Raw genomic sequence first — 22325 nt, forward strand, 5'->3', positions numbered from 1 at the left:
TAGAACAACGCAGCCTGTTCGACTTGCCGATGCCCCATCATGACCTTCAGTCCTGCCAACTAGACAGACTGAATCACTGATATCCCTGCGTCGCAACTGGCGACTTTTTCAACGGAATCGGCCAATTGCAGAACTGCCCCGCTTGGTGCAACAGTAGAACAATCCTACATTGGAACGCTGTCGTGTCCTGCAATTCGCCCTCCGGCGCGCACCCGCCGACTACCCACCAAGTCATACGCAAACTCGCCTTGCAAGAAGGTGCGGCGGCACTAAAGGCACTGGCCAACGCAGCCGGACTCGAAGATCAATTTGAACGACGGGCGGCTATTGATGCAATCGGACGTCACCCACATGGGCGCGAGTTGCGCTCTATCATTTTGAGGGCTCTCCGTGATCCATCAGAATACGTTGTGCGCACAGCGTGTGAAGTCGTCGCACAATGGGATTTGCAAGAGGCGCACGAGCTTGTGGTAGCTCTACTGGCAAATCCATCCAAAGCGACACGGCAAACCGCTATTCGCACGCTGGGTACAATCTGGGTCGATGCAGATTTTCCGACGGTGTTTCGCATCTACAACGACGCCTCGGAAAATGAAATTCGGCGCGAAGCTGCTTGGGTCCTGCGGCAGCGAGCCCAGTCTGCCCATTGGCGAACGCTTTTCGATGCATTCCAAGTTGATGAGCTTGCCCGACACCGGCAATGGGCTTGCGAGTTAGCCGAGAAGTTTTCAGTCCCTGACATTCTACCAGTGTTGTCACAGCTGTCCTCGGACGTCGACGGTCACGTTCGAAAGGCAGCCTGGCGGGCTATCCAAACACTTTCGAGCCGCTGATCCCAGCTCGTTTCGTAGGCTTAGGATGCCCGCTGCGGGCCAAATGCAGCCATTGAGGGCCTTGGTCGCCTGCTTCTGCTTCAGACCTGAAAGCGGGCTGTGCTCCCACCTGTTTGGACGGTTTGGGATGGGCTAGCCGCCGACATCTTTAGTGCGTCTTTTCATCTTCGAGTCTGATCACGATGTGCTGCGCCAAGCCGGAGTTCGAGGAGCCGCTGAGAAAATCTCCGGCCGCATGTCGGGCTGACGAACGGAGGGCCGTCCTGGGAGCGGACAACGGAGGAGATTGCGAGCGATGATCACTGTGTTCGGAGAGGGCAGAGGCTTCCGCGTCGTCTGGTTGCTCGAAGAGATGGGGCTGCCGTACCGGCTGCGGGACGTGGATCTCCTGGCCGGGGTCGAGAACGACGCCGAGTTCCTGACGATCAATCCCGCCGGATTCATTCCGGCGATCCGCGATGGCGACGTCACGATGGTCGAGTCCGTTGCGATCATGGAGTACATCTTGGGGCGGTATGGGCCGACAGCGCTGGCGCCCACGGCACATGATGTTGCTTTTCCTGCCTATCAGCAGTTTCTCCACCTCGGTGAGGCGGGCCTCGCAGCCTCGCTTTATTTCGTTTCGGGAGCCCGGCACCTTGCGCCTGAAAGCGAGCGCAACAACTGGAGCGCGCGGCAGGCGATGGACGTGTTCACGACCCGATTGAGCCTGGTGACGCGACGGCTGGAGCGCGGGCCCTACATGGCCGGCGATGCGTTCACCGCGGCGGACATTTCGGTGGGCTACGCGCTCGAGATGGCGCGGAAGAACGTCGGTGTGGTGTTCGGTGATGCGGAGCAAGCATACATGACCCGGCTGCGAGTCCGCGCCGGCTACCAGCGGGCGCTGGAGACGTGCCAGGCCACGCGGCGCTGGTGGACCAGCTAGGTTGCGGAACGAGAGAGGCGAGTAGGTCGCCGACAATGTCTTCAACAGACGAAACGATCATTTGCATTCGACCGTCGCTCCGCGGCAGATGACGAGTGCTGGAAACCGATCCGAGGTCACCGATGTCATCTGTTGCGACCGTGTTTGCGCAATCCTTCTTCCACGGCACGCGCGCCGATCTGCGGCCGGGCGACCTGATCGCTGTCGGCCATACGTCCAACTTCACCGAGGCGGAGCCGATGTCCTGGGTCTACTTCACGGCCACGCTGGATGCGGCGATCTGGGGCGCCGAGTTGGCTGCCGGTGACGGACGGGGACGGATCTACGTCGTCGAGCCCACAGGTCCGTTCGTTGACGACCCGAACCTAACGGACAAGAAGTTCCCGGGGAATCCGACGCGGTCTCATCGATCCCGCGCGCCGCTGCGCGTCATTGCCGAGGTCGTTCATTGGCAGGGGCACGCGCCGGATGTGGTGAGGCAGATGAAGGAGGGCGTTGCGCGCGCAATGACCGAAGGGCCGGGCATCATCGACTGAACGGCGCGGCGGCATCGCACTGCCGTCGATCCGTCGCGCCCGATGGCTGTTTGCGGATGCTGCGACGCGCTCGCCACGCGGCGCCCTCCGTCCAGAACATCGAAAAAGTCCGGTGGCAAGGTGCGTTCGAACTGGTGTCGACGCACGAAATCTCCTCCTCATGAGCCGAGCCTATCGCCGAGAGGCGAGGGTTGGACTTGGCGTCCATGATTGATCGGGGGCGCCGCTCGGCAGCGTCGCTCGCCTTTCGGCGACGGCATGGTTGAAGAGTTCGAGGACCAGGCCGAATGCCGCCAAGTCCTCTGGTTCGATGGCTCCATCGTCATAGCCCTTGAGTGTCTCGGCGACGATCCCGTCGACCTCTCGTTGCCAGCTCAGCAGATCGTGTTCCGAGCCGGCATTGCGCACCTCCGAAACCACCGCAAGAATGCGGTTGCGGCCGCTGGTGTCGTCCTCCAGTTCATCCCGGTTCAGATAGCGGCGCAGCCATTCGGCGGCCGAACCGATGCCGGAAAGTACGAGCAAGGCGAACCAGAAATAATCGCTGTACTTGTCCAGAAAGGTTCGCTCCGTGCCGTTGATCACCGCCGCGGCGCCTCGATGTACGGAAGGCTCGGTCTCCTTCTCGGTATCGGGCTTCGTGATGTGCGAAGCGCCGGCGAGGCCTTGCGTGATCGTGTCGCGGACCGCGAAAAGCTGCCGGTAGAAGGCCGCCGCCTTGGCTTCTGAAAGCTCCTTCTTGGCCAGGATCAGGTGATTGACGCTGATCGTGTCGACCTTGTCCTCCGGCCAGGCCGGTTTCGCGTTGAAGACGCTGGCTGGAATTTCCTCGGCCTCGTAGCGCGGATGCTTCAGGGCAATGGCCTCCGATGCTTCGATCGGAAGAAACGTCGGAGCTCCGCGGGCTCGGGAGGTCGCGGTGATGGCGTCCACCGTGATCCTGCTGTCGAGCGGACCGACGGCGAGATACGCATCGAGGGTGGGGTCTTGCGCAAGCTTCTCGATCTCGTCTGTCCCGAATTGAGCCGTGGCAACCTTATCGGGTTGCACGCCGGACCCCTCCAGAATGGTCTGGAGCACTGCGACGTTTGCTCCGGTCCTCCCGATGATGCCGACCTTGTGACCTGCCAGATGGGCGATATCTGCGATCTTGCCGCCGGCCTTCTGCTTGGGCTCGCTGCCGCGTCGCCCGGAGGGCGACCACAGCACGACATAGTTCTTGCGCAGGACCGCCAGCGTTTGCGCGTCGGGCGGCATGCCGAGGTCACCGCGGCCGACGGCCAGATCGGTTTTGTCGGCGGCCAGCAGGGCCAGGGATTCAGCCGCTCCGCCGGTCGTGATCGGGGAGAGCCGGACGGTCCTGCTTTCCTCACCGAAGGCGTCGGCCATCGCCTGGACCACCTTGTGGTCGTCGCTCGCCGCCGGTCCGACGGCGATCCGGAGAGTCTCGGGTTGCAAGACGTAGAACAGGCCGGCCGCAGCGGCGCCAAAGGCGACAAATCCCAAGGCCAACACGATCAGCAGCCTTCGTTGACGGCGGTCGTGAGCACTCCTGACCACATCGGACGATGACATCAGCGGACCCCTTGAGAAAACGCGTGTCGGCTCCAAGCGCACTGGAACTTGGGCGAACCGGTGTCAACCCGGAATGTTCCGTCGGCTGGCGAGAGTTGATGAAAGCAAGCCTTGGTGGGTCGCTTGGGGTCAAAAGGGGCCCTTAGGCACTCCGGCGCCTATTCCGATCGGGCCCGAGAGCGGACATTCTCAGCGCCACTCCGGAAGGTCCGGAAAGGGCCAAATTCGGTCATTGTGCACGCTGCATCAAAGCGGCATACGCCGATGTTGGGAAGGGCGCCCCGTATTCCCGCTTAAAGTTCGCATCGGTTATATTAGCTCGCACGTGCCTGAGAGCTGCGACAAACGGCGATATAATTTCCTGCCGCGCACCGGCGAATTTGAACACAGTCGGCTCCGGGACTAAGGCGCTGCGCTTGTGATCCGGCCAGAGATTTATCTTCAGGACAGCCTGCGAGGATTGAGCCGCAGCTTGCAGGCACAGATCGCACTCAGATGCGCCTATTAGAAGGCGGATTCTATCGTCTAGGAAGCCATCATACAAAACGCGAATCGCATCACAAAATGCTTCGAAGAAAGGAAAAACGCGCGTTGTGAAGTCGGCCTCGAATTTTTGCGAGCCCGAGGAGAACCGCAGCACCATTCCCCCACGGATCGGAGGTAACATTTCCACTTGAAGGTCATCTACCATCGGACTTTTCTCAGGTAGGCAATACGGACACCGCGACCCCGTGGCGAATCCTGCCATCCATCATGGCCAATGGCAAATGACCGCTGTGGGTCATGAGCGGATGTCACGTGTTGAATCCGATGTAGGCGATTAGTCCCTCAACGGACGTGGGAAGCAGCCCTTGTTCCTCGGAACGGCTAAGCGTCGCTTTGCCTTCTCTCGCCCGGCTCCTTCGCACATCCAAAACGGCAGCGGCTTGGGCGCGCAGCCAACCCCGCACCAGCTCCGTGCCGGCCGGCGCGTCTTGTTGGCGGGTGACAATTACTCTTCTCTCCTCGTCCACACCAAGTGTGAGGCGATGTCCGGCGGCGGTGAACGCAAATCCCTCACTGCGATCGACCCACCAATGCTCCAGACAATTGCGAGCCTCTCCCGCGCTCCGAAAGACGGAGACGTCGCCAGCCGTGGCCTCGTCGCGGCTCTCATTCACAATCACAATGTCTGCAAGCCAGTCGTTCGTCATTACGACAATAGTGCCAGCCATCATTGATGTCGGCAATGGGGCAAACGCGCCCTCCACGCGCCCGACCGCTTGCTTCCGATTCGACCCTAACAACGGACCTGCCCCGCAGACGGGAAGGTCCGACATGGTCCGAAGCAGACATGGCAGCTTCACGAGGTGAGCCCGTAATATCGCCGACAAAACGCAAGCTGCCGTTGAGGCGTAAAGCCGTCAAAATCACCGGCGCGTTTACAGTCCTCTAGCAATTCAAGACGCGGCTCGGCTTCAGAGTCGGGATTTGAATCCGAGAACTCTTGGGTGGCCTCGAGCCCGGCCACTGCGGGATCGCCTCGTCATGGTGACCCGGCGCAGCATCATCCGTGGGCATTGGCTACCGTGGCTGGCCGCGTCCACCTTCGACATCGGTGGTGCAGGGCCGATACAGCGCTTGGAGTTGCCGGCCGCGGAGGTAGATCGCGCGCGCGGTCATGCCGCCGTGCCGCGTAATCCATTGCCTGACCGCGGGTGGGTAACGATCATAGAGCATCTGCGTGGCTTCAGGGTTGGGAATAGCCTTCCCATCGGGCCCAGGATTGTCGGCGACCCTGAAGCCGAATACGGCTCTTGGGGTCACGCAGATGCTGTCGTGGGGAATGTACGCCAGCACGAGCGTGCAGGCGCCGGCGCAGATCCCGTCGATGATGACGGACGCGCCGAAGTCGCGTAAAACCTTGAACCTGTCGATGTAGTTTCCGATCCGCCCGCCCTGATCAAAAACAATGCGCACGGCGGCATGACTCGGTTGCATGCTCCCAAGCATGAACGCTGCGACCAGCGTCACCCTCACCAGCTTCATCTGTCCATCATCCGATCGATCGAACTCCATCGCTTTGCGCAATAACGGCTGCCGGTTCCACTTTGGTCAAGAGCTGTCTGCCGACCATTCCACGATTTGCTCCGATGTGGCCTCCAGCGCGGACATCGCCGCCATCGACCGGGAAGGTCGTGACGGGCCAGAAGCGATCCGAAGGACAAGGGTTGCACGCGCTCGTCGGGCAAATCAGTCTGGGCACTTTGTGCGCACGTGGTTGAAACGCGCGCCGTCAGGGCTACGACACGCCGCATCGGACGAATCGAATTCGTCCACGAAATCAAGCTGATCTCGCGCACATCGCTGCGACGCCAAGAAATCGCTTTCCATTTTTCAGAAATCGTGCATGATGTGCGCATCCTGTCTCGCCGAGAGGGGCGTAGCGCGCGATCGTCACGACACGTGGGGCAGGGATGCGGTGGCCGTGAGGTGTCGCAGCATGCGCTTACGCGCATGTGGACGAACGACGCAGCACGGACGCGAAGTCGTGTGGTCCTGGCCTCCCGGTGCCGAGGTCAAGCGCGCGACGAGGGCTCATGCCCTCGCGCGGGCGACGGGGTCAATCAGCCGGTCCCCGAGGAGAGCGCGAAAGAAGCGTTAAGACTGCCGCGCAGGGAATGCCGGTTGATCGGCTGAACCTGTGGTACCTGCCGCCTGCATTCTTTCAGCAGGCGGGCCATGGGTGAGGCCTTCACCCGGCATTCCCTGCGCCCTCTCGATTCATCGGAGGGCCGTCGATCGCGGGACTCGGGCGTGATCCGCCGCGAGAGTGCGAACCTGCGCGCGGTTGTTTGAAACGTGGATAGCAACTGAGCAATCTCTCCATCATCTCCGACGATGGTGAAGAGTTCGAGGTTTGGTTCCCTTGGCATGATGGTTCCCTTGGCATGATGAAGTTTCGGCCATTTGGAACCGGAACTGCAGGCGATCCCTTGGTGTTGAACGGCATCTCGAAAGCACTGGAGGAGAGACAATGATGAGAACCCGTCTTGCCGTTTCGCTGATCGCCACCTCGCTGCTGGCGTCGACCGCTGCGTTCGCCCAGTCCACGACCGTCGAAGGTGCCGCCAATGGTGCTGCGGCCGGCGGCGCCGTTGCCGGTCCGGTCGGCGCCATGGTTGGTGGCACGGTCGGCGCTGCCGTCGGTGCGGGCCTGGAGATTCCGAACGCGGTCATCAACTCGATCGAGGCCGAGCGCGCGCCGTCGGTGGTCGTCCATGAGCGTGTCGTGGTCGGCGAGCCGCTGCCCGCCACCGTCGAACTGCGTCCGGTACCGCGCTACACCGAGTATCGCTATGCCGTCGTGAACGATCGCCGCGTGATCGTCGATCCGCGCACCCGCCGCGTCATCAAGATCATCGAGTGATCTGACATTCTGACAGGCAGGGGCCTCGTCGCATCAGCGGCGGGGCCTCTTGTCATGCGGTTTGCGTGCGGATCTGTCGGATGAGCCAGTCGATGGCCGCGGACAGGCCGAATCCGATGCAGGCGGTCGCGGCGTCGACGACGAAGTCTTCCAGCCGTGCGTGACGCCCTGGCGCCAGGAACTGCGCGAGTTCGAGTGCACCGATCAGGATCACCGCAATCCCGGTGGTCAGCAGCCGATGACTGCGATAGGCGAGGCCGAACGCAAGGCCGATCAGGATGAAGGCGAGGGCGTGTTCGCCGTCCTGTCCAAGCTGCGAATGGGGCCTATAGCTGGGCGGGCCCAGCGTTGCGAAGGCAACGGCTGCGGCGAGCAGCCAGGCCGAGAGGCGGATCGCGATCTTCATGGACGCTGCTTAGCACGTTCCGGGCCACGAACCGGGGTCACGGTCGCTTGAGGCACCGGTGTAGTTAATGCGGCTCGGAAGCCGGACGTTGGCCTTCCCATCGTACCGCAGACAGCTTTCGTCAGGCGCCTCAGATCGGCTGCCGGACTCCCAGACCCTGCATGAAGCGCTCGCGGATTTGGGCCGGATCGCGCCTCGTGGCGCCCATCCCGGGCTTGTCGTCGATCTTCGCCGCAATCAGCACCGGACCGGGCGCCTCGAACGCAAGATCGATCAAGCGTTCGAAATCCTCTTCGTCTACAGCCCAATGGCTGGCGCCAATGCCGCAGCCGGCGGCAATGGCGACAATGTCGGCCTGCCGGGCCGAGGTCGGCTGGCTGCCGGTGATCTGGTAGATGCCGTTGTCCATGACGATGATGGCCAAATTTTTCGGCGCCAGCGTCGCAATCGTGGTCAGGCAGCCGAGCTGCATCAGCAGCGAGCCGTCGCCCTCGAGCGCGAACACCCGGCGCTGCGGCTGCGCCAGGGCGACGCCGAGCGCGATCGGACAGGCAAGCCCCATGCTGCCGAGCATGTAGAAATTCTGCGGCCGCGGGCCCGCCGCCCACAGATCGAAATTGGTGTTGCCGATGCCGCCGATGACAGCTTCCTCGTGCTTGAGTTTCGCGACCAGCCGGCAGGTGAGGTCGGTGCGGTTCATGATCTTGGTGTTGCTGATGGTCGCGCTCATGCGAACACCTTTCCGCCGGTCAGCAGCGGCGACAGGATGAGCGCCACCGGCGCCTGCGTCGCCACCGCCTGCTTGATCGAGCGGTCCATGATGAATTCGAGCTCGTCGAGGCGCGTCGTGGTGTGATGCTCCATCGCCAGCGCGTCGAGCACCGGGCGCATGGTTCGGCACACCAGCGACTGGCCGTAGTTGAATTCGCCGAGCGTGCCACGCTCGGACACGATCATGATCAGCGGGATCTGGCAGGGCACGACCAGCGAGGCCAGCACGTTGGCGAGCGTGGCGAAGCCCGATGTCTGCATCAGGAGCGCGCCGCGCCGCCCGCCCATCCAGGCGCCTGCGAGAATGCCGACCGCTTCCTCCTCGCGCGCCGTCGCAAACGTCGTGAAGAACGGATCGTCGTGCAGGCTGTGGATCAGCGGCGTCAGGACGCGGTCGGGAACGTAGGGGATGAGGTCGACGGCGTTGCGCTTGAAGGTCTGCAGCACGATCTCGTGCCAATTCGGCACGGTGCTTGCGGATCGCGCCGCATCGGCATCGGCGGCCATTGCTGTTCCTCCGGTCGTCCCTGATGGGGGCGCTGTTGGCGCTGAGCTTGACGGCACCGGGACGATTGTCAACATGCCGGCCCGGCCGGTCAGGCATCCGCCTTTCAAGTCCGACATCAAGAACCAAGACACCAGGAGGTCGCCTGTTCATGGCCGCGAATTCCAAGCGCGTCTTCTACGTCAAATATCTGGCCCACCCGATCTTCAGCGAGCTGCTCGCCGCACGCCCCGACGTCCGGCTCGACCGGCTGGAGAACGAGAGCTCCGAGGCCGAGACGGCGCCGATCCTCGCGGTGGCTCACGCCTACCAGATCGGGGCGGCCCGCGACGAGCTCGCGCCGCGCTTCCATGTCGATGCAGACCTGCTGCGCCGCGCCCCAAACCTCCTCGTCGTGTCGAGCAACGGGGCCGGATACGACCCGGTCGACGTCGACGCCTGCACCGCGGCCGGCGTTCTCGTCGTGAACCAGTCCGGCGGCAACGCGCATTCGGTGGCCGAGCACACGCTCGGCATGATGCTGACCCTGTCGAAGCGCATCATCCAGTCCGACCGCCGGCTGCGCCGGGAGCGCGACGTCAACCGCAACGATCTGATCGGCAACGAGGTGCAGGGGCGGACGATCGGCATCGTCGGGCTTGGCCATGTCGGCCGCCGGGTTGCCGAGCTGTGCCGCGGCCTCCTCGGCATGACGGTGCTGGCCTATGACCCGTATCTCTCGCCGGAGGAGATCGCGGCACGCGGCGCGGAGAAGGTGGAACTCGATGACCTGATGCGGCGCTCTGATTTCGTCTCGATCAACTGCCCGCTGACGAGGGAGAGCCGGGGCATGATCGGTGCCCGCGAGTTCGCACTGATGCAGCCGAGCGCCTATTTCGTCACCACCGCCCGCGGCTTCATCCATGACGAGGAGGCGCTGTTCACCGCCCTCAGCGAAAAGCGCATCGCCGGCGCCGGCCTCGACGTCTGGGCCAAGGAGCCGCCGCCGCCGGACCATCCGCTGCTCCAATTCGACAACGTGCTGGCGAGTCCCCATACGGCCGGCGTGACTCGCGAAGCGCGGCAGAACATGGGCCGGATCGCCGCCGAGCAACTGCTCGCCGCGCTCGACGGCGGGCGGCCGCCGCGCCTCATCAACCCCGAGGCCTGGCCGCGCTACAGCGCCCGTTTCCGCGAGGCATTCGGAGTGACACCCGCCTAGCCGGGAGAGGGGAATTGCGAGGAGAAGATTTCATGCGTCGCAAGCCGCGAGGTGGCGACAAATCTTCTCTCCCGGGCGGCTTCCGCGAAGCGGACATTGCTATTTTCCGAGCTGTCTCGACAGCACGATGGAGGCTGATCATTTTTCCTGTGGCGCCATGAGCTTAGGCCACGTTTTTCGCTCGGCGCGGAAGGGAAGTTGGTCCGATGCGCAGGCTGAACGCGATCCTGAAGTCGACCCACGGCCGCGTCCGTCGCGCCGTCTCGCAGTTCGTCGCAATCGCCGCGGCGAGCCTGCCTTCGGTCGGTGCCTGAGCGCCGGTTCCACGAGCTGCGTCAAATATTTGCAGCGACCGCTTGATATCGGTCAACAGCGAGCTGGGAAGCGCGGTAACATCACCTCCGAGCACTCCGTGAGAGACAGGAGGTTGCATGTCGCGCTATGTCATCCATTTCATGAAGGACGTGCTGGGCGAGAACGGCCGCCAGTGCGAGATTTGCCAGAGCACGCTGGAGGTTGAGGCCGAGAGCGAAGGCGAAGCCGCAGAGATCGCAAAGTCCCGGTTCTGCGAACAGCAGGAGCTGCGCGACTGGTCGCTGCATGCCGACCGCATCGAGGTGAAGGCGGCCGACTTTCCCTCCTGACCCTGCGGCTCAGCGGCGCAGCCCAGCCGGTGCGTCGCTGGCCCCGGGGCCCAGCGAGCGCTGCACCATCACGGTGTCGCACCAGCGGCCGTAACGGTAGGCGACGCCCGGAAGCAGCCCCACCCTGGCGAACCCGAAGCGCTCATGAATGCCGAGCGAGGCGACGTTGTCGGCGTCGATATAGCCGATCATCTGGCGATATCCGGCCGCTGCGGAAGCATCGATCAGCGCCTGCATCAGCAGCCGGCCGACACCACGGCCGAGATGCTCATGGTGGACATAGATCGAATGCTTGACCGCGAACCGATAGGCTGGCCGCTTCCTGAACAGGACGACATAGGCATAGCCCACGACCTCGCCGCGGAATGTCGCGACCAGATGTGGCAGCCGATGATTGCGCAGATTCTTGCGCCGCTGCTTGAGATCGTCCGGCTCGGGCGCCCCGGAACCGGCGGCGCTGTCCTCGACCCCGCGGCGGACGTGCCGCCGGTAGATCGAGAGCATGGCCTCGACATCTTCGTCGCGTGACGGCCTGACGAGGACCGGCGGCTCGGTCTCGCGAGCCGTGATCGCGCTGTCCATGGTTCGAATTACTCTGCGCAGACATAGGTATGGAGCCGGATCCGGCCGGACTCGTCGAGCTCCTTGTACAGCCCCTGGATCTCGACGTCGAAACCGGGATAGGCGTTGAACGCCCGCTCGAACATCTTGAGGTAATCGATCATCGGCTGGGCGCGTTCGGACAGCCGTTCGCCCGGAACGATGGTGGCGATGCCCGGCGGATAGACCACGAACGGCGTCGTCGCGATGCGCCCGGCGATCTGGTCGATCGGCAGGTAGTCGACCTCGTTTCGCATCAACGCACGCGCCGCCTCGCGCGGCGACATCGCGATCTCGGGCAAGTGCTGCGGCTGGAACTGCTTCGCCTGCAGCGCGCTCACCTCGGCCTCGCGGTAGAAGCGGTGCATCTCGGCGCAGAGGTCGCGCAGCCGCAGCTTGCCGTAACGCGCAAAGCGCTTGCGGGTGAACTCCGGAATCGCGTCCTCCAGCAGCACGTTGTCATCGTGGAGCCGCTTGAAGGCGACCAGACCGCTGATCAGGGTTCCGGCCTTGCTCGCCTCGACCCCCGGCGTCAGCAGGAAGAGCAACGAGTTGAGGTCGTTCTTCTCCGCCACGATGCGGTTCTCGCGCAGATATTGCGCGACGATCGGAGCCGGGATGCCGTGATCGGCATAGCCGCCGGTGGTGCGATCGAAGCCGGGGGTCAGCAGGGTCAGCTTGTTGGGGTCGGTCATGGTGAAGCCAGCGGCGAGATCCGGAAAGCCGTGCCATGCCGCCCCGGGCGCGAGCTGCCACAGCGCGGCATCGGTCGAGAGCTGGTCGGTCGAGAGCGCCTCCCAGGCCACGTCGTGGCTAGCCCCGGGATTGGCCGCATCGGGGATCGATACGCGATCCGGAACGAATGGCTCGAAGAACCAGCGCCGCGCCGGATCCTTCTCCTTCTCCTCGAATTCGCGGCGCATCGCCCGGATCTTCTTGCGCAACTCGATGCCGAGCCGGATCGTGTCGTCCCACAGCACCTCACCGGAGCGGCCCTTCATCATCTGTGCGCCGACGTCCAGCGAGGCGAACAGCGGGTAGAACGGCGATGTCGAGGCGTGCTGCATGAAGCTTTCGTTGAAGCGGCGATGCTCGATCCGCCGCCGCTGCCCCTTGATGTGGCGGTCCTTGACGTGGATCTGCGATGCCTGGGAGAAGCTCGCGAGCTGCTTGTGGGTCGATTGCGTGGCGATGATGCCGGGAGCGTCGGGCCCGAGATCGCCGAGGCCCATGGCGAAGCGGCCGGCGTAGAGCGGGTGGAATTTCATGAAGCCCGCCCAGGCCTCGTCGAACATGATGTAGTCGCAGAGGTGCCCGATCCGCTTCAGGATCATCTCGGCGCTGTGGATCGTGCCGTCATAGGTGCACTGCTCGACCACCGCGACGCGGAACGGGCGCGGCTTGCGCCAGGCGTCAGGATCCTTGACCAGCGGGTTGTCGCGGATCTGTTGCCGGAGGTGCTCCTCATCGAGCAGATCCCAGCGCATCGGGCCGATCAGGCCCCAGGGGTTGCGAACCGTTGGGACGTAGATCGGGACTCCGCCGGAGATCAGCAGCGCGCCGTGATGGGCGGCCTTGTGGTTGTTGCGGTCGAACAGCACGAGGTCGCCGTCGGTGACCAGGGCCCCGAGCACGACCTTGTTGGAGGTCGAGGTACCGTTGAGGACGAAATAGGTCTTCTCGGCGCCAAAGATCTGCGCCGCTTCCTTCTGCGCGCGCAGCGCCGGCCCCTCATGGGTCAGGAGATCGCCGAGATCGAGCACGGAATTGTCGAGGTCGTCCCGGAACACGGCCTCGCCGAGATGCTCGACGAAGACCCGGCCGATCGGGCTGCGGCTATAGAACACGCCGCCATTGTGCCCGGGGCAGGTCCAGAGCTGGTTGCCTTCCTCGGCGTAGTCGACCAGCGCGCCGAAGAATGGCGTCTTCAGTGTCTCGGCATATTGCTTCAGCCGGCTGACCAGGTTCTTGGCGATGAAGGCGGGCGTCTCCTCCGACAGGAAGACATAGCCGTCGATGAAGTCGAGCACCTCGACCGGCAGATCCTCGAACCGCTTGCGGCGGATCAGGAGGATGATCGGGAAGTCCAGTCCGCGACGGCGCATCAGGTTGATCAGCGACGCCGTCTTGCCTTCCAGGCCCTTCTTGCCCCAATCGACGACCATGCAGCCGATCGCGGCATCCGTCTGCACGGCGATCTCGGCGTCCTCCAGCTTGCGGGCGCGCACCACCTCGAAGCCCGAGCGCTGGATCTCCTCGATGATCTGGTTGAAGCGGACGCCCGCAAGGTCGTCGGTCTCGAAGACGGGCGCGGCGAACAAGAAGGTGAAACGGCGGAAGTATTCCATGAGAGTCTTTCGGGCTGCGTGGGCAGCCACCTGTCGTCACGTTCGATGACGGTTCGATGACAATAGGGCGCCTCACGGAGCTTGTCTCGGCCGCCTCGCAGTGGCAATCGTCCTGAACCCGAGTGATGCTGAAAGGATCCGTGGTGCTTCCCGAATGGATCAGCCTTGATTGTGTGGCCCCGTCCGAGCTCCATCGGCAGGCGGCGCTGGAACGCCAGGCCCAGTTGACCAAGCCGATTGGCGCCCTTGGGCGATTGGAGCAGGTGGCGGTCGAGCTGGCGGCGCTGCAGGCGTTGGAGCGGCCGGGGGCCGATAGGGTCCCGGTGGTGCTGTTCGCGGGGGACCATGGCATCGCGGCACGGGGCGTGTCGGCGTATCCGCCGGAAGTGACGGTGCAGATGCTGCACAACTTCGCGGCCGGTGGCGCGGCGATCTCGGTGCTGGCGCGCAGCCTGGGCTGTCCGCTCGAGGTGGTCGATGTCGGTACGCTGGCGGATGAGCCGGTGCCCGGTGTCGTCGTCGACAAGCCGCGGCGCGGCACGCGCGACTTCAGCACCGGGGCGGCGCTGACGCCGGAGGAGGTCGCGTTCGCGGCCGACGCCGGACGGCGCGCGGTGGCGCGGCAGGCCGATCACGCGCCGCAGCTCGTGATCTTCGGCGAGATGGGGATCGGCAACACGACGTCGGCGGCAGCCATCGCCGCCGCGCTGCTGTCATGCGCGCCCGCGGACATCGTCGGCAGTGGCACCGGGCTCGACGCCGCCGGGCGGGCGAGGAAGGCTGCGGTGATTGCCGATGCGTTGGGGCGACACGGGCTCACGGCGGGAGCGGCCGTCGCGGACGTCCTGGCTGCCGTCGGCGGCTTCGAGATCATTGCGATGGCCGGCGCGATCGTCGCCGCCGCGCAGCGGCGCTGGCCGGTGCTGGTCGACGGCTTCATCGTCTCGGTCGCGGCGCTGGTCGCCGTCCGCCTCAATCCCTCCTGCCGTCCGTGGCTGCTGTTCTCGCATCGCTCGGCCGAGCGCGGCCACGCCATCGTGCTCGACGCGCTCGGTGCCCGTCCGCTGATCGACCTCGATCTGCGGCTTGGCGAGGCCTCGGGCGCCGCCACTGCGCTGCCGATCATCCGATTGGCCTGCGCGCTCCACGGGGGCATGGCCACCTTTGCGGAGGCCGCCGTCTCGGGAGCCAAGTCCTGATGCGGATCGATCTGCTGCGGCACGGGACGACAGGACGGGACGGCCATCTCGACGGCCGCACCGACCCGCCGCTCAGCGAGCCCGGCTGGGATCAATTCCGGCGGCAGACGCGGAGTCGGATCTGGCGCAGCGTCGTCAGCTCGCCGTTGGCGCGCGCACGTGCGGCAGCGGAGGATTATGCCCGGCTGACCGGCTGCGCGCTGGACATCGACGCGGATTGGAGCGAGCTCGATTTCGGCCTCTGGGACGGGCGGACGCATCGCGACATCGCCGCGGAGCCCGGAGGCGAAGCCTTGCTCGACACCTTCCATGCCGATGCTGAGGTCCGGGCGCCGGGCGGTGAGAGCTGGTCCGATTTGCAGGCGCGAGTGGCGCGCGCAACACATCGTATCCTTACCCGGCCCGAGCCTGCGCCGGTTCTGGTGGTTGCGCATGGCGGCGCCATGCGCGCAGCGCTCTCGCATCTGCTCGGCTGGCCGCTGCGCCAGCTGTGGAGCCTGCGCATCCGGCCCGGCACGCGGATCACGCTCGAAGCCGGGCAGGGCGGTGATGGTGTATCTTGGGGCGAAATCGTCGAGATCATCCAGCCATGAGTCTGCGTGAATTCTGGATCGCATTGCAGTTCCTGACACGGCTGCCGACACCGCGGGTCGCTGAGTCGCGACCGGACGATCTTGCACGGGCGTCGGTCTGGTTTCCGGCAGCCGGACTGGTGATTGGCGCCTGTCTGGCGCTGGTCGCCCGCCTTTTTCATGATGCCGATCCCTGGATCGTCGCGCTGACCGTGCTGGTCGCCTGGATCGGGATCACCGGCGCGCTGCATCTCGATGGGCTCGGCGACGTCGCCGACGCGTTCGGCGCCTCGCATGGCAGGCCGGAACGCTTCATCGCCGTGCTGGGCGATCCCCATGCCGGCAGCTTTGCCGTCGTCGCGATCAGCTTGCAGATCGCCGCCAAGCTGGTGCTGATCGCCGAGCTGGCGACGGGCCCGACGGCCTGGGCGCTGGTGCTGATCCCGGCCTGGGCACGCTGGGGGACTTTGATCTGCAATAAGACCCTGCTGTCGTTGAAGCCAGGGCTGGGGGCGAGCATCTCGAACAGCGTCGGCTGGAACGTCATCGTCGCCTGGGGCGGCGCGCTCGCGATCGGCGCGCTGGCCGGTGCGGTGCCGACGCTGATCGCGATCGCTCTGGTTCCGGGAATCGCGTTCTATTGGCAATGGCGGCTCGGCGGCATCACCGGCGATTGCCATGGCGCCAGCATCGAGGTCACGGAAACGCTGCTGCTTGCCGCCTGCGTTCTCGGCTAGGACGCGCTGCCGAGCGCCTGCGCCAGCCGCTGCCAGCCTGTCTCATGGCCCGGCAGGCCGAAGCGCAGCCAGCTTGTTTGAGCCGGAAAACGCCGGACATGGATGCCATGGCGGGCGAGCCGCTCGGCAATGTCAGGCGCGCTCGGCGATGTGATCAGTCTGAACAGCGGCGTGCCGCCGAGGACCGCGCAGCCGGCCATGCTCAGAAGATCGTCAATGCGCGAACAATCCTTCGCGAGACGGGCGCGTGTCTGGTGCAACCAGTTTTCATCCGCCAACGCCGTCGTTCCGATCGCGAGCGCCGGTCCGGACACGGCCCAAGGCCCGAGCGCATCACGGAGTTGCCGTACAATGTCGACGGAGCCGATCGCGAAACCGAGGCGGACGCCGGCAAGGCCGTAAACCTTGCCGAACGAGCGCAGCACGATCGTCGCCGGCGGCAAGTCGGCTGCCAGGCTGGCATCGGCGGGATAAAGATCGATGAATGCTTCGTCGACGATCAGCAGACCATCGCGCCGGCGCAGCCCCGCTGCGATGCTGACCAGTGCGTCGCGCGGCAGCAGGCGGCCGGTCGGATTGTTGGGATTCACGACCACGGCGACATCGGCGCCAGCGAGCGCATCGAGATCATCGACCAGACTGACGCGATGACCGCAACGGCGCCAGCACAGCGCATGCTCCTCATAGGTCGGCGCGAGCACGGCGACGGTCGCGGGTGGGCGCAGTCTGGGCAGGATCTGCAAGAGCGCCTGCGTGCCGGGCGCGGCAACGATCATGTCGGGCTCTGCCACGCCATGGCGAGCCGCGGCCGCTGCGCGTAAAGCGTCATTCTCGTATTTGCCAGGCAGACGCGCCCAGCTCTCAGCCGGGATCGCCGGCACGGGATAGGGGATCGGGTTGATTCCGGTCGACAGATCGATCCACGGCGCTGGCGCATCCGGATAGCGACGGCTGATCGCAGCGAGATCGCCGCCGTGAAGGATCGCTTCCGGCTCGTCCGCGCGCATGCTAGTCGCTCTGTCGTCCATCTCTTTCCTTTACATGTCTTTCCTTCAGCGGAGATCGATGTTCGTCTCTCTCGCGCTCACGGCGCTCCTCGTCGAGGCGGCGGTCGGTTATCCCCAGGTCCTGGTGCAGCGGATCGGTCATCCCGTGATGTGGGTGGGCGCGCTGATAGCATGGGGGGACCGCCGCTGGAACAGGGCAGCAGACGGCTTTGCCGCACGACGCGCGCGCGGCATTGCGCTCGTGTGCCTGCTCGTCGCGGGGATGATGGCCACCGGTCTCGCCGCAACATGGGTCATGCAGGCGCTCGTCGGCGAACCGGTCGCAACCATCATCCTTGGTGTGGCGGCAAGCAGCCTGCTGGCCCAGCGCAGTCTCGACACGCATGTCGCCGCGGTTGCAGAGGGACTGGGGCAGGAGGGGCTCGAGGGCGGCCGCAGAGCCGTCTCGATGATCGTCGGCCGCGATCCCGATCGGCTGGATGAAGCCGGCGTTGCGCGGGCCGCGGTCGAGAGCCTGGCAGAAAACTTCTCCGATGGCGTCGTCGCGCCCGTGTTCTGGCTCGTCGTCGGCGGGCTGCCGGGCATCCTGATCTACAAGGCTCTCAACACCGCCGACAGCATGATCGGTCATCTCTCGGACCGTCACCGCGCGTTCGGCTGGGCGGCGGCGCGGCTCGACGATCTCGTCAACCTGCCGGCCTCGCGCCTGTCCGCGCTGTGGATCGCAGCCGCCGCGGCCTGCATCCCGAGCGCCTCGGCTTCGGCCGCGGTGCGAGCCGTTGCACGCGATGCGTCGAAGCACCGTTCGCCCAACGCCGGCTGGCCCGAAGCGGCGATGGCCGGTGCGCTCGGACTGCGCTTGGCGGGGCCGCGCGTCTATCACGGTCATCTCGTCACCGATGCCTGGATGGGCGACGGGCGCGCCGATCTCGACGCGTCCGACATCCGGCAGGCCTTGCGGCTGTATCGGCTGGCCTGTCTGGTTCAGGCCCTGGTCGTCGCAGGACTCGTCCTGGTCAGGATCCTGTAGCCGCCACGGGCGGCGCGGGCTTGCTCGCCAATGCCAGGATACGGTCAACGTCGACGTAGCGCTCGAGATGCGCCGCGAGTGCATCCAACGTCGTGTCCACATCGATCTCATAGGAGAGGCCGCTGGTCGTCGCGCCGAGGCCGCGCAGCCAATGGCTGCGCAGGCCGTCGTCGGCGAACAGGCCATGCACGTAGCAGCCGGCTACCAGGCCATCAGGCGCGATGGCGCCATCGCGCCGGCCATCGGAGAAGGTCAGGAAGGGGCGCTGTGTCGCCCGTCCCTCCGTGCGGCCGATGTGCATCTCGTAGCCGCGGAACGAGAGCTTATCGTGCGTCAGCGTGCCCTGGACCTCGCGTAACGCCTTGTCATCGGTCAGGGTCGTTTCGACGTCGAGCAGGCCAAGTCCCGCGACGGAACCAGCTGCACCCTCGTGCCCATCGGGATCGCTGATCACGCGCCCCAGCATCTGATAGCCGCCGCAGATGCCGAGCACGCGACCGCCGCGGCGAAGATGCGCGATAAGATCGATGTCCCAGCCGGCGCCACGCAGGGCGGCGAGATCGGCGATCGTCGCCTTCGAGCCCGGCAGGATCACCATCGATGCGTCGCCGGGGATCGGCGTGCCTGGCCGCAAGAACTGCAGATCGATTCCATCTTCCAGCCGCAACGGATCGAACTCGTCGAAATTGGAAATGCGCGGGTAGGCGAGGATGACGACCTTCGGCCGTTGTCCTCCCGATGATCCGCGTTCAGCCAGGCCAAGCGCGTCCTCCGCTGGCAGGCGGCGCGCATCCGAAAAATGCGGAATGAGCCCGAGCGATGTCCACCCCGTCCGCTGCGCGATCTCGTTCATGCCCGACGCAAACAAGGCGGGGTCGCCGCGAAACTTGTTGACGAGGAAACCTGCCACGCGCGCGGCATCGTCGGGCGCGATCACCGTCTTGGTGCCGACCAGGCTCGCAATCACGCCGCCTCGATCGATGTCGCCGATCAGCACCACCGGAATCTGCGTCGCCTGCGCGAAACCCATGTTGGCGATGTCGCCGCCGCGCAGGTTGATCTCGGAGGCGGAGCCTGCGCCTTCGACCAGCAAGATGTCGGCATCCGCCGCGAGTTGATGGAAGCTGTCGAGCACGGCCGCCATCAGTTGCGGCTTCATCGCCTGATAGGCGGACGCCTTGGCGGTGCCGATGACGCGGCCCTGCACCACGACCTGCGACCCGATCTCGCTTTGTGGCTTCAGCAGCACCGGGTTCATGTGCACCGTCATCGGCCGCCGCGCCGCGCGCGCCTGCAGCGCCTGGGCACGGCCGATCTCGCCGCCATCAGCGGTGACGGCGGCGTTGTTCGACATGTTCTGCGGCTTGAACGGCGCCACCTTGAGGCCGCGCAATGTCAGCGCGCGCGCGAGCCCCGCGACGATCAGCGATTTGCCGACGTCGGAGCCGGTGCCCTGGAACATGATGGCCCGCGCGCTCATGAGCTCAGTACTCGATGCCTTCCTGCGCCCTCACGCCGGCCGCGAAATGATGCTTCACGAGGTTCATCTCGGTGACGAGATCGGCGGCCTCGATCAGCTCCGGCTTGGCGTTGCGCCCGGTGACGACGACGTGCAGATCGGGACGGCGCCCTGCGAGCGTGGCGACGACGTCTGCGATATCAAGGTGATCGTAGCGCAGCGCGATGTTGAGCTCATCGAGGACGAGCAGCCGGATCGACGGATCCGCCATCAGCTCCTTAGCCTTCGCCCAGGCGCGCTCGGCCGCGGCGACGTCGCGCGCACGATCCTGCGTCTCCCACGTAAAGCCTTCCCCGAGCGTGTGCCACGACACCTGATCGCCGAACTTCTCGATCGCCTTGCGCTCGCCGGTTTCCCACGCGCCTTTGCCGAACTGCACGACGCCGATGCGAAAGCCGCGGCCGAGTGCGCGCAGCATCAGGCCCCACGCCGCCGTCGATTTTCCCTTGCCCTTGCCGGTGTGAACGATCAGCAGGCCCTTCTCCACGGTTTTGGAGGCGACCTCGGCATCCTGCACCGCCTTGCGGTTCTCCATCTTCGCCTTGTGGCGTGAATCGTCGGCGCTTCCGGTCATCGGCATTGTCTCCTCGTCACTTCAACGTCAGCGGCAGTCCCGCCGCCATCAGGATCACGCGATCCGCTAAGGCCGCGATGTCCTGGTTCAGTCGCCCCTGGGCGTCGCGAAAGGCGCGCGCGAGCGCGTTGTCCGGCACGATGCCCAGTCCGACTTCGTTGGACACGGCCACGATCGGGCCATGCGAGTTCCTGAGCGCGTCGATCAGCTCGGCTGATCTTGCCGCCACGTTCATGTCGGCGAGCATCACGTTGCTGAGCCAGAGCGTCAGGCAATCGATCAGCATCGGTACGCCCGATTCTCCACTTGACCGGACGAGGCCCGCGAGATCATGCGCCGTCTCCAGCGTCTGCCATCCCTCGGCGCGGCGCGCCTTGTGCTGGGCGATCCGGTCGGTCATTTCGGCGTCGAAGGCCTGCGCGGTCGCAACATAGGTCCAAGGCGGCGGAAGGGCGGTGACGAGGGCCTCGGCATGGCGGCTCTTGCCCGAGCGCGCACCGCCGAGCACCAGCGTCAGGCGCGGCAGGGCGGGATGCGGCGGGGCGGGGACCATGGGGACGATTCCGATTGACGGGCTTTGGTGCGACCCGTATCTAACAGATGACGGTTCTCCGAAAGGAGAGATTTAGGGAACACGGTGCGGGTTCTTGACCCAAGGCCGTGGCTGCCCCCGCAACTGTAATCGGCGAGTGTGAGGCCAAGACACCACTGGGAAACCGGGAAGGTGGCTTCATGCGGTGACCCGAGAGCCAGGAGACCTGCCGTCGATATTGCTGTTGGCCGACCCGTCGCGCGGGGAGTCGCGATGCTGGTTCTGATCCCGCCGGGATGGGCGGGGTGCCGTCGGATGCAGCGCATCGTCCGGTCCTCTGGGGAGCCGGCAAGCGACGGAGACGGCCATGAAGTTGACCCGCACCACGACCTTTGCAGCCGCGAGCCTGATGCTGCTCGCCACCGATCCCGCCTTCGCGCATCACATGATGGGGGGCAAGCTGCCGCAGACGTTTGCACAGGGGATGCTGTCCGGCCTCGGCCATCCTGTCATCGGAATCGACCATCTGGCGGCGATCGTGGGCGCGGGCATCGTTGCAGCGCTTCTGGGCCGCGGCTTCGCGCCGGTGCTCGCCTTCGCCACCGCGATGATCGCGGGCGTCGGCCTTCATGTGGCCAAGGCCAACATCCCGGCTGCCGAGCTGCTGGTCGGCCTGACCACCGTCGTGGTTGGGCTGGTGGTGGTGATGCGTGGCCGTTTCGGTGTGCTGCCCGTCGCCGGCCTGTTCGCCGTGACCGGCCTCGTCCATGGATATGCGCTGGGTGAATCGATCGTCGGGGCCGAGAACACCCCGCTCGGGGCCTATCTCGTCGGTCTGCTCGTGATCCAGACCATCATCGCCGCCGGCGCGTTCCTTGGCACCAGGCTGCTGTCGGCGAAGGCCAAAGCGGCTGCGCCGCTGGCGCTGCGGCTCGCGGGCGCTGCCATCGTGCTGGTGGGTGGGGTCGCCGCGGCGACGGCGGCCGGCGTGATCGGCTGATTGATGACCGCATCAGAGACTGATGAGACGACGCTGTTCGTCTGCGTCACTTGCCGTTCGCAGGCGACGGAACCTACGCCGCCTGATCAGCCGCGGGCCGGAGCCCGTTTGCTCGCCGCGATCGAGACGTTGCCGACCGCGCAGCGCGCCGGTGTCACCGTTGTCGGTGTCGAGTGTCTGTCGAACTGCAATCGTGCGTGCACGGTTGCGGTGACGGCGCCGGGCAAATGGACCTATGTGCTCGGCGCCCTCGATCCCGATCTGCATGCGCGGGATGTGCTGACATTTGCGCAACTGCATCAGCGCCATGACGCCGGCCTGCCGGCCTGGCGCGAGCGTCCCGAATACATTCGCAAGAACACCGTCGCGCGCGTGCCTGCGCTGTCAGCGCCACGCTGA

The 22325-nt window shown here is 65.3% G+C and carries 25 protein-coding genes and 1 riboswitch; of the genes, 12 read left to right on the top strand and 13 right to left on the bottom strand.

Going from position 1 to position 22325, the window contains the following annotated elements; genetic code table 11:
• Positions 1 to 248: 248 nt before the first annotated feature.
• The 3 genes from ACQR0W_RS32060 to arr all read left to right on the top strand — a co-directional run bounded on the left by ACQR0W_RS32060 (position 249) and on the right by arr (position 2297).
• Entirely contained in the window at positions 249 to 833 is a 585-nt protein-coding gene (locus ACQR0W_RS32060) for a HEAT repeat domain-containing protein (protein WP_316171908.1), read from the top strand.
• Positions 834 to 1128: 295 nt separating this feature from the next.
• Positions 1129 to 1761: a glutathione S-transferase family protein gene (locus ACQR0W_RS32065; protein WP_316171909.1), complete on the top strand. Its 633-nt coding sequence runs from the start codon at positions 1129 to 1131 to the stop codon at positions 1759 to 1761.
• 122 nt (positions 1762 to 1883) lie between these two features.
• Positions 1884 to 2297 carry an NAD(+)--rifampin ADP-ribosyltransferase gene (gene arr, locus ACQR0W_RS32070; RefSeq protein WP_316171910.1) on the top strand — a complete coding sequence of 138 codons (414 nt, stop codon included), beginning with the start codon at positions 1884 to 1886 and terminating at the stop codon, positions 2295 to 2297.
• Positions 2298 to 2468: 171 nt separating this feature from the next.
• On the opposite strand, the gene ACQR0W_RS32075 is transcribed toward arr, so the two are convergent.
• From ACQR0W_RS32075 to ACQR0W_RS32090, 4 genes are all read right to left on the bottom strand, one after another.
• A complete protein-coding gene (locus ACQR0W_RS32075; RefSeq protein WP_316171911.1) occupies positions 2469 to 3872 on the bottom strand; it encodes an ABC transporter substrate-binding protein in 1404 nt (467 codons plus the stop codon).
• Positions 3873 to 4101: 229 nt separating this feature from the next.
• On the bottom strand, positions 4102 to 4563 hold the full coding sequence (locus ACQR0W_RS32080; protein ID WP_315754555.1) for a hypothetical protein: 462 nt from the start codon (positions 4561 to 4563) through the stop codon (positions 4102 to 4104).
• A gap of 103 nt (positions 4564 to 4666) precedes the next feature.
• Complete coding sequence (locus ACQR0W_RS32085; RefSeq protein WP_315754553.1) at positions 4667 to 5086, bottom strand: hypothetical protein; 420 nt, start codon at positions 5084 to 5086, stop codon at positions 4667 to 4669.
• Between the two features lie 349 nt (positions 5087 to 5435).
• A complete protein-coding gene (locus ACQR0W_RS32090) occupies positions 5436 to 5900 on the bottom strand; it encodes a hypothetical protein (RefSeq protein ID WP_315754551.1) in 465 nt (154 codons plus the stop codon).
• A gap of 991 nt (positions 5901 to 6891) precedes the next feature.
• Here ACQR0W_RS32090 and ACQR0W_RS32095 point away from each other — a divergent pair.
• Positions 6892 to 7281 (top strand): DUF1236 domain-containing protein, encoded by a 390-nt coding sequence (locus ACQR0W_RS32095; RefSeq protein ID WP_315718467.1) that lies wholly within the window; start codon positions 6892 to 6894, stop codon positions 7279 to 7281.
• Positions 7282 to 7333: 52 nt separating this feature from the next.
• Here ACQR0W_RS32095 and ACQR0W_RS32100 read toward each other — a convergent pair whose 3' ends face one another.
• The 3 genes from ACQR0W_RS32100 to ACQR0W_RS32110 form a co-directional block, all read right to left on the bottom strand.
• Positions 7334 to 7687 carry a VanZ family protein gene (locus ACQR0W_RS32100; protein WP_315718418.1) on the bottom strand — a complete coding sequence of 118 codons (354 nt, stop codon included), beginning with the start codon at positions 7685 to 7687 and terminating at the stop codon, positions 7334 to 7336.
• A gap of 130 nt (positions 7688 to 7817) precedes the next feature.
• Complete coding sequence (locus ACQR0W_RS32105; protein ID WP_316171912.1) at positions 7818 to 8417, bottom strand: thiamine pyrophosphate-dependent enzyme; 600 nt, start codon at positions 8415 to 8417, stop codon at positions 7818 to 7820.
• Positions 8414 to 8965, bottom strand: coding sequence for a thiamine pyrophosphate-binding protein (locus tag ACQR0W_RS32110; RefSeq protein ID WP_315754547.1), 552 nt, complete (start codon positions 8963 to 8965; stop codon positions 8414 to 8416). Before ACQR0W_RS32110 ends, ACQR0W_RS32105 begins: the two co-directional genes overlap by 4 nt.
• A gap of 149 nt (positions 8966 to 9114) precedes the next feature.
• On the opposite strand from ACQR0W_RS32110, the gene ACQR0W_RS32115 reads away from it, so the two are divergent.
• Positions 9115 to 10164, top strand: a complete 1050-nt coding sequence (locus ACQR0W_RS32115) for a hydroxyacid dehydrogenase (RefSeq protein WP_316171913.1) — start codon at positions 9115 to 9117, stop codon at positions 10162 to 10164.
• Between the two features lie 431 nt (positions 10165 to 10595).
• Positions 10596 to 10808 carry a hypothetical protein gene (locus ACQR0W_RS32120; RefSeq protein ID WP_315754543.1) on the top strand — a complete coding sequence of 71 codons (213 nt, stop codon included), beginning with the start codon at positions 10596 to 10598 and terminating at the stop codon, positions 10806 to 10808.
• A gap of 9 nt (positions 10809 to 10817) precedes the next feature.
• On the opposite strand, the gene ACQR0W_RS32125 is transcribed toward ACQR0W_RS32120, so the two are convergent.
• Both ACQR0W_RS32125 and ACQR0W_RS32130 read right to left on the bottom strand, forming a co-directional pair.
• Entirely contained in the window at positions 10818 to 11390 is a 573-nt protein-coding gene (locus ACQR0W_RS32125; RefSeq protein ID WP_315828438.1) for a GNAT family N-acetyltransferase, read from the bottom strand.
• Between the two features lie 8 nt (positions 11391 to 11398).
• On the bottom strand, positions 11399 to 13756 hold the full coding sequence (locus ACQR0W_RS32130) for an Orn/Lys/Arg decarboxylase N-terminal domain-containing protein (RefSeq protein WP_315828437.1): 2358 nt from the start codon (positions 13754 to 13756) through the stop codon (positions 11399 to 11401).
• A 143-nt stretch (positions 13757 to 13899) separates the two neighbouring features.
• Here ACQR0W_RS32130 and cobT point away from each other — a divergent pair, with 143 nt between their 5' ends.
• The 3 genes from cobT to ACQR0W_RS32145 are packed head-to-tail and all read left to right on the top strand — an operon-like array spanning position 13900 to position 16264.
• Complete coding sequence (gene cobT, locus ACQR0W_RS32135) at positions 13900 to 14955, top strand: nicotinate-nucleotide--dimethylbenzimidazole phosphoribosyltransferase (RefSeq protein WP_316171939.1); 1056 nt, start codon at positions 13900 to 13902, stop codon at positions 14953 to 14955.
• Complete coding sequence (locus ACQR0W_RS32140) at positions 14955 to 15548, top strand: histidine phosphatase family protein (protein WP_316171914.1); 594 nt, start codon at positions 14955 to 14957, stop codon at positions 15546 to 15548. Before cobT ends, ACQR0W_RS32140 begins: the two co-directional genes overlap by 1 nt.
• Entirely contained in the window at positions 15545 to 16264 is a 720-nt protein-coding gene (locus ACQR0W_RS32145) for an adenosylcobinamide-GDP ribazoletransferase (protein WP_316171915.1), read from the top strand. Before ACQR0W_RS32140 ends, ACQR0W_RS32145 begins: the two co-directional genes overlap by 4 nt.
• Here the strand turns inward: ACQR0W_RS32145 and cobD are convergent.
• The gene (gene cobD / locus ACQR0W_RS32150) at positions 16261 to 17292 is read right to left on the bottom strand and encodes a threonine-phosphate decarboxylase CobD (RefSeq protein ID WP_316171916.1); all 1032 of its coding nucleotides are present in this window, start codon (positions 17290 to 17292) and stop codon (positions 16261 to 16263) included. The two genes, ACQR0W_RS32145 and cobD, sit on opposite strands and share 4 nt — an antisense overlap.
• 37 nt (positions 17293 to 17329) lie before the next feature.
• Between cobD and cbiB the strand changes: the two genes are divergently transcribed.
• On the top strand, positions 17330 to 18301 hold the full coding sequence (gene cbiB / locus ACQR0W_RS32155; RefSeq protein ID WP_315718428.1) for an adenosylcobinamide-phosphate synthase CbiB: 972 nt from the start codon (positions 17330 to 17332) through the stop codon (positions 18299 to 18301).
• Here cbiB and ACQR0W_RS32160 read toward each other — a convergent pair.
• Genes ACQR0W_RS32160 through cobU form a run of 3 tightly spaced genes read right to left on the bottom strand, consistent with a single transcriptional unit; the run spans position 18288 to position 20947 of the window.
• Entirely contained in the window at positions 18288 to 19781 is a 1494-nt protein-coding gene (locus ACQR0W_RS32160) for a cobyric acid synthase (protein ID WP_315718429.1), read from the bottom strand. The genes cbiB and ACQR0W_RS32160 overlap by 14 nt on opposite strands.
• Before the next feature lie 4 nt (positions 19782 to 19785).
• The gene (gene cobO / locus ACQR0W_RS32165; RefSeq protein ID WP_315718430.1) at positions 19786 to 20394 is read right to left on the bottom strand and encodes a cob(I)yrinic acid a,c-diamide adenosyltransferase; all 609 of its coding nucleotides are present in this window, start codon (positions 20392 to 20394) and stop codon (positions 19786 to 19788) included.
• Positions 20395 to 20410: 16 nt separating this feature from the next.
• Positions 20411 to 20947, bottom strand: a complete 537-nt coding sequence (gene cobU / locus ACQR0W_RS32170; protein WP_316171917.1) for a bifunctional adenosylcobinamide kinase/adenosylcobinamide-phosphate guanylyltransferase — start codon at positions 20945 to 20947, stop codon at positions 20411 to 20413.
• Positions 20948 to 20981: 34 nt separating this feature from the next.
• Positions 20982 to 21174: riboswitch (cobalamin riboswitch) on the top strand.
• Positions 21175 to 21293: 119 nt separating this feature from the next.
• Here cobU and ACQR0W_RS32175 point away from each other — a divergent pair.
• Positions 21294 to 21926: a HupE/UreJ family protein gene (locus ACQR0W_RS32175; protein ID WP_316166981.1), complete on the top strand. Its 633-nt coding sequence runs from the start codon at positions 21294 to 21296 to the stop codon at positions 21924 to 21926.
• A gap of 3 nt (positions 21927 to 21929) precedes the next feature.
• Positions 21930 to 22325, top strand: a complete 396-nt coding sequence (locus ACQR0W_RS32180) for a DUF1636 domain-containing protein (RefSeq protein ID WP_316171918.1) — start codon at positions 21930 to 21932, stop codon at positions 22323 to 22325.

Origin of the sequence: Bradyrhizobium sp. HKCCYLRH1034, assembly GCF_051168375.1 — a bacterium.
Lineage (GTDB): Bacteria > Pseudomonadota > Alphaproteobacteria > Rhizobiales > Xanthobacteraceae > Bradyrhizobium.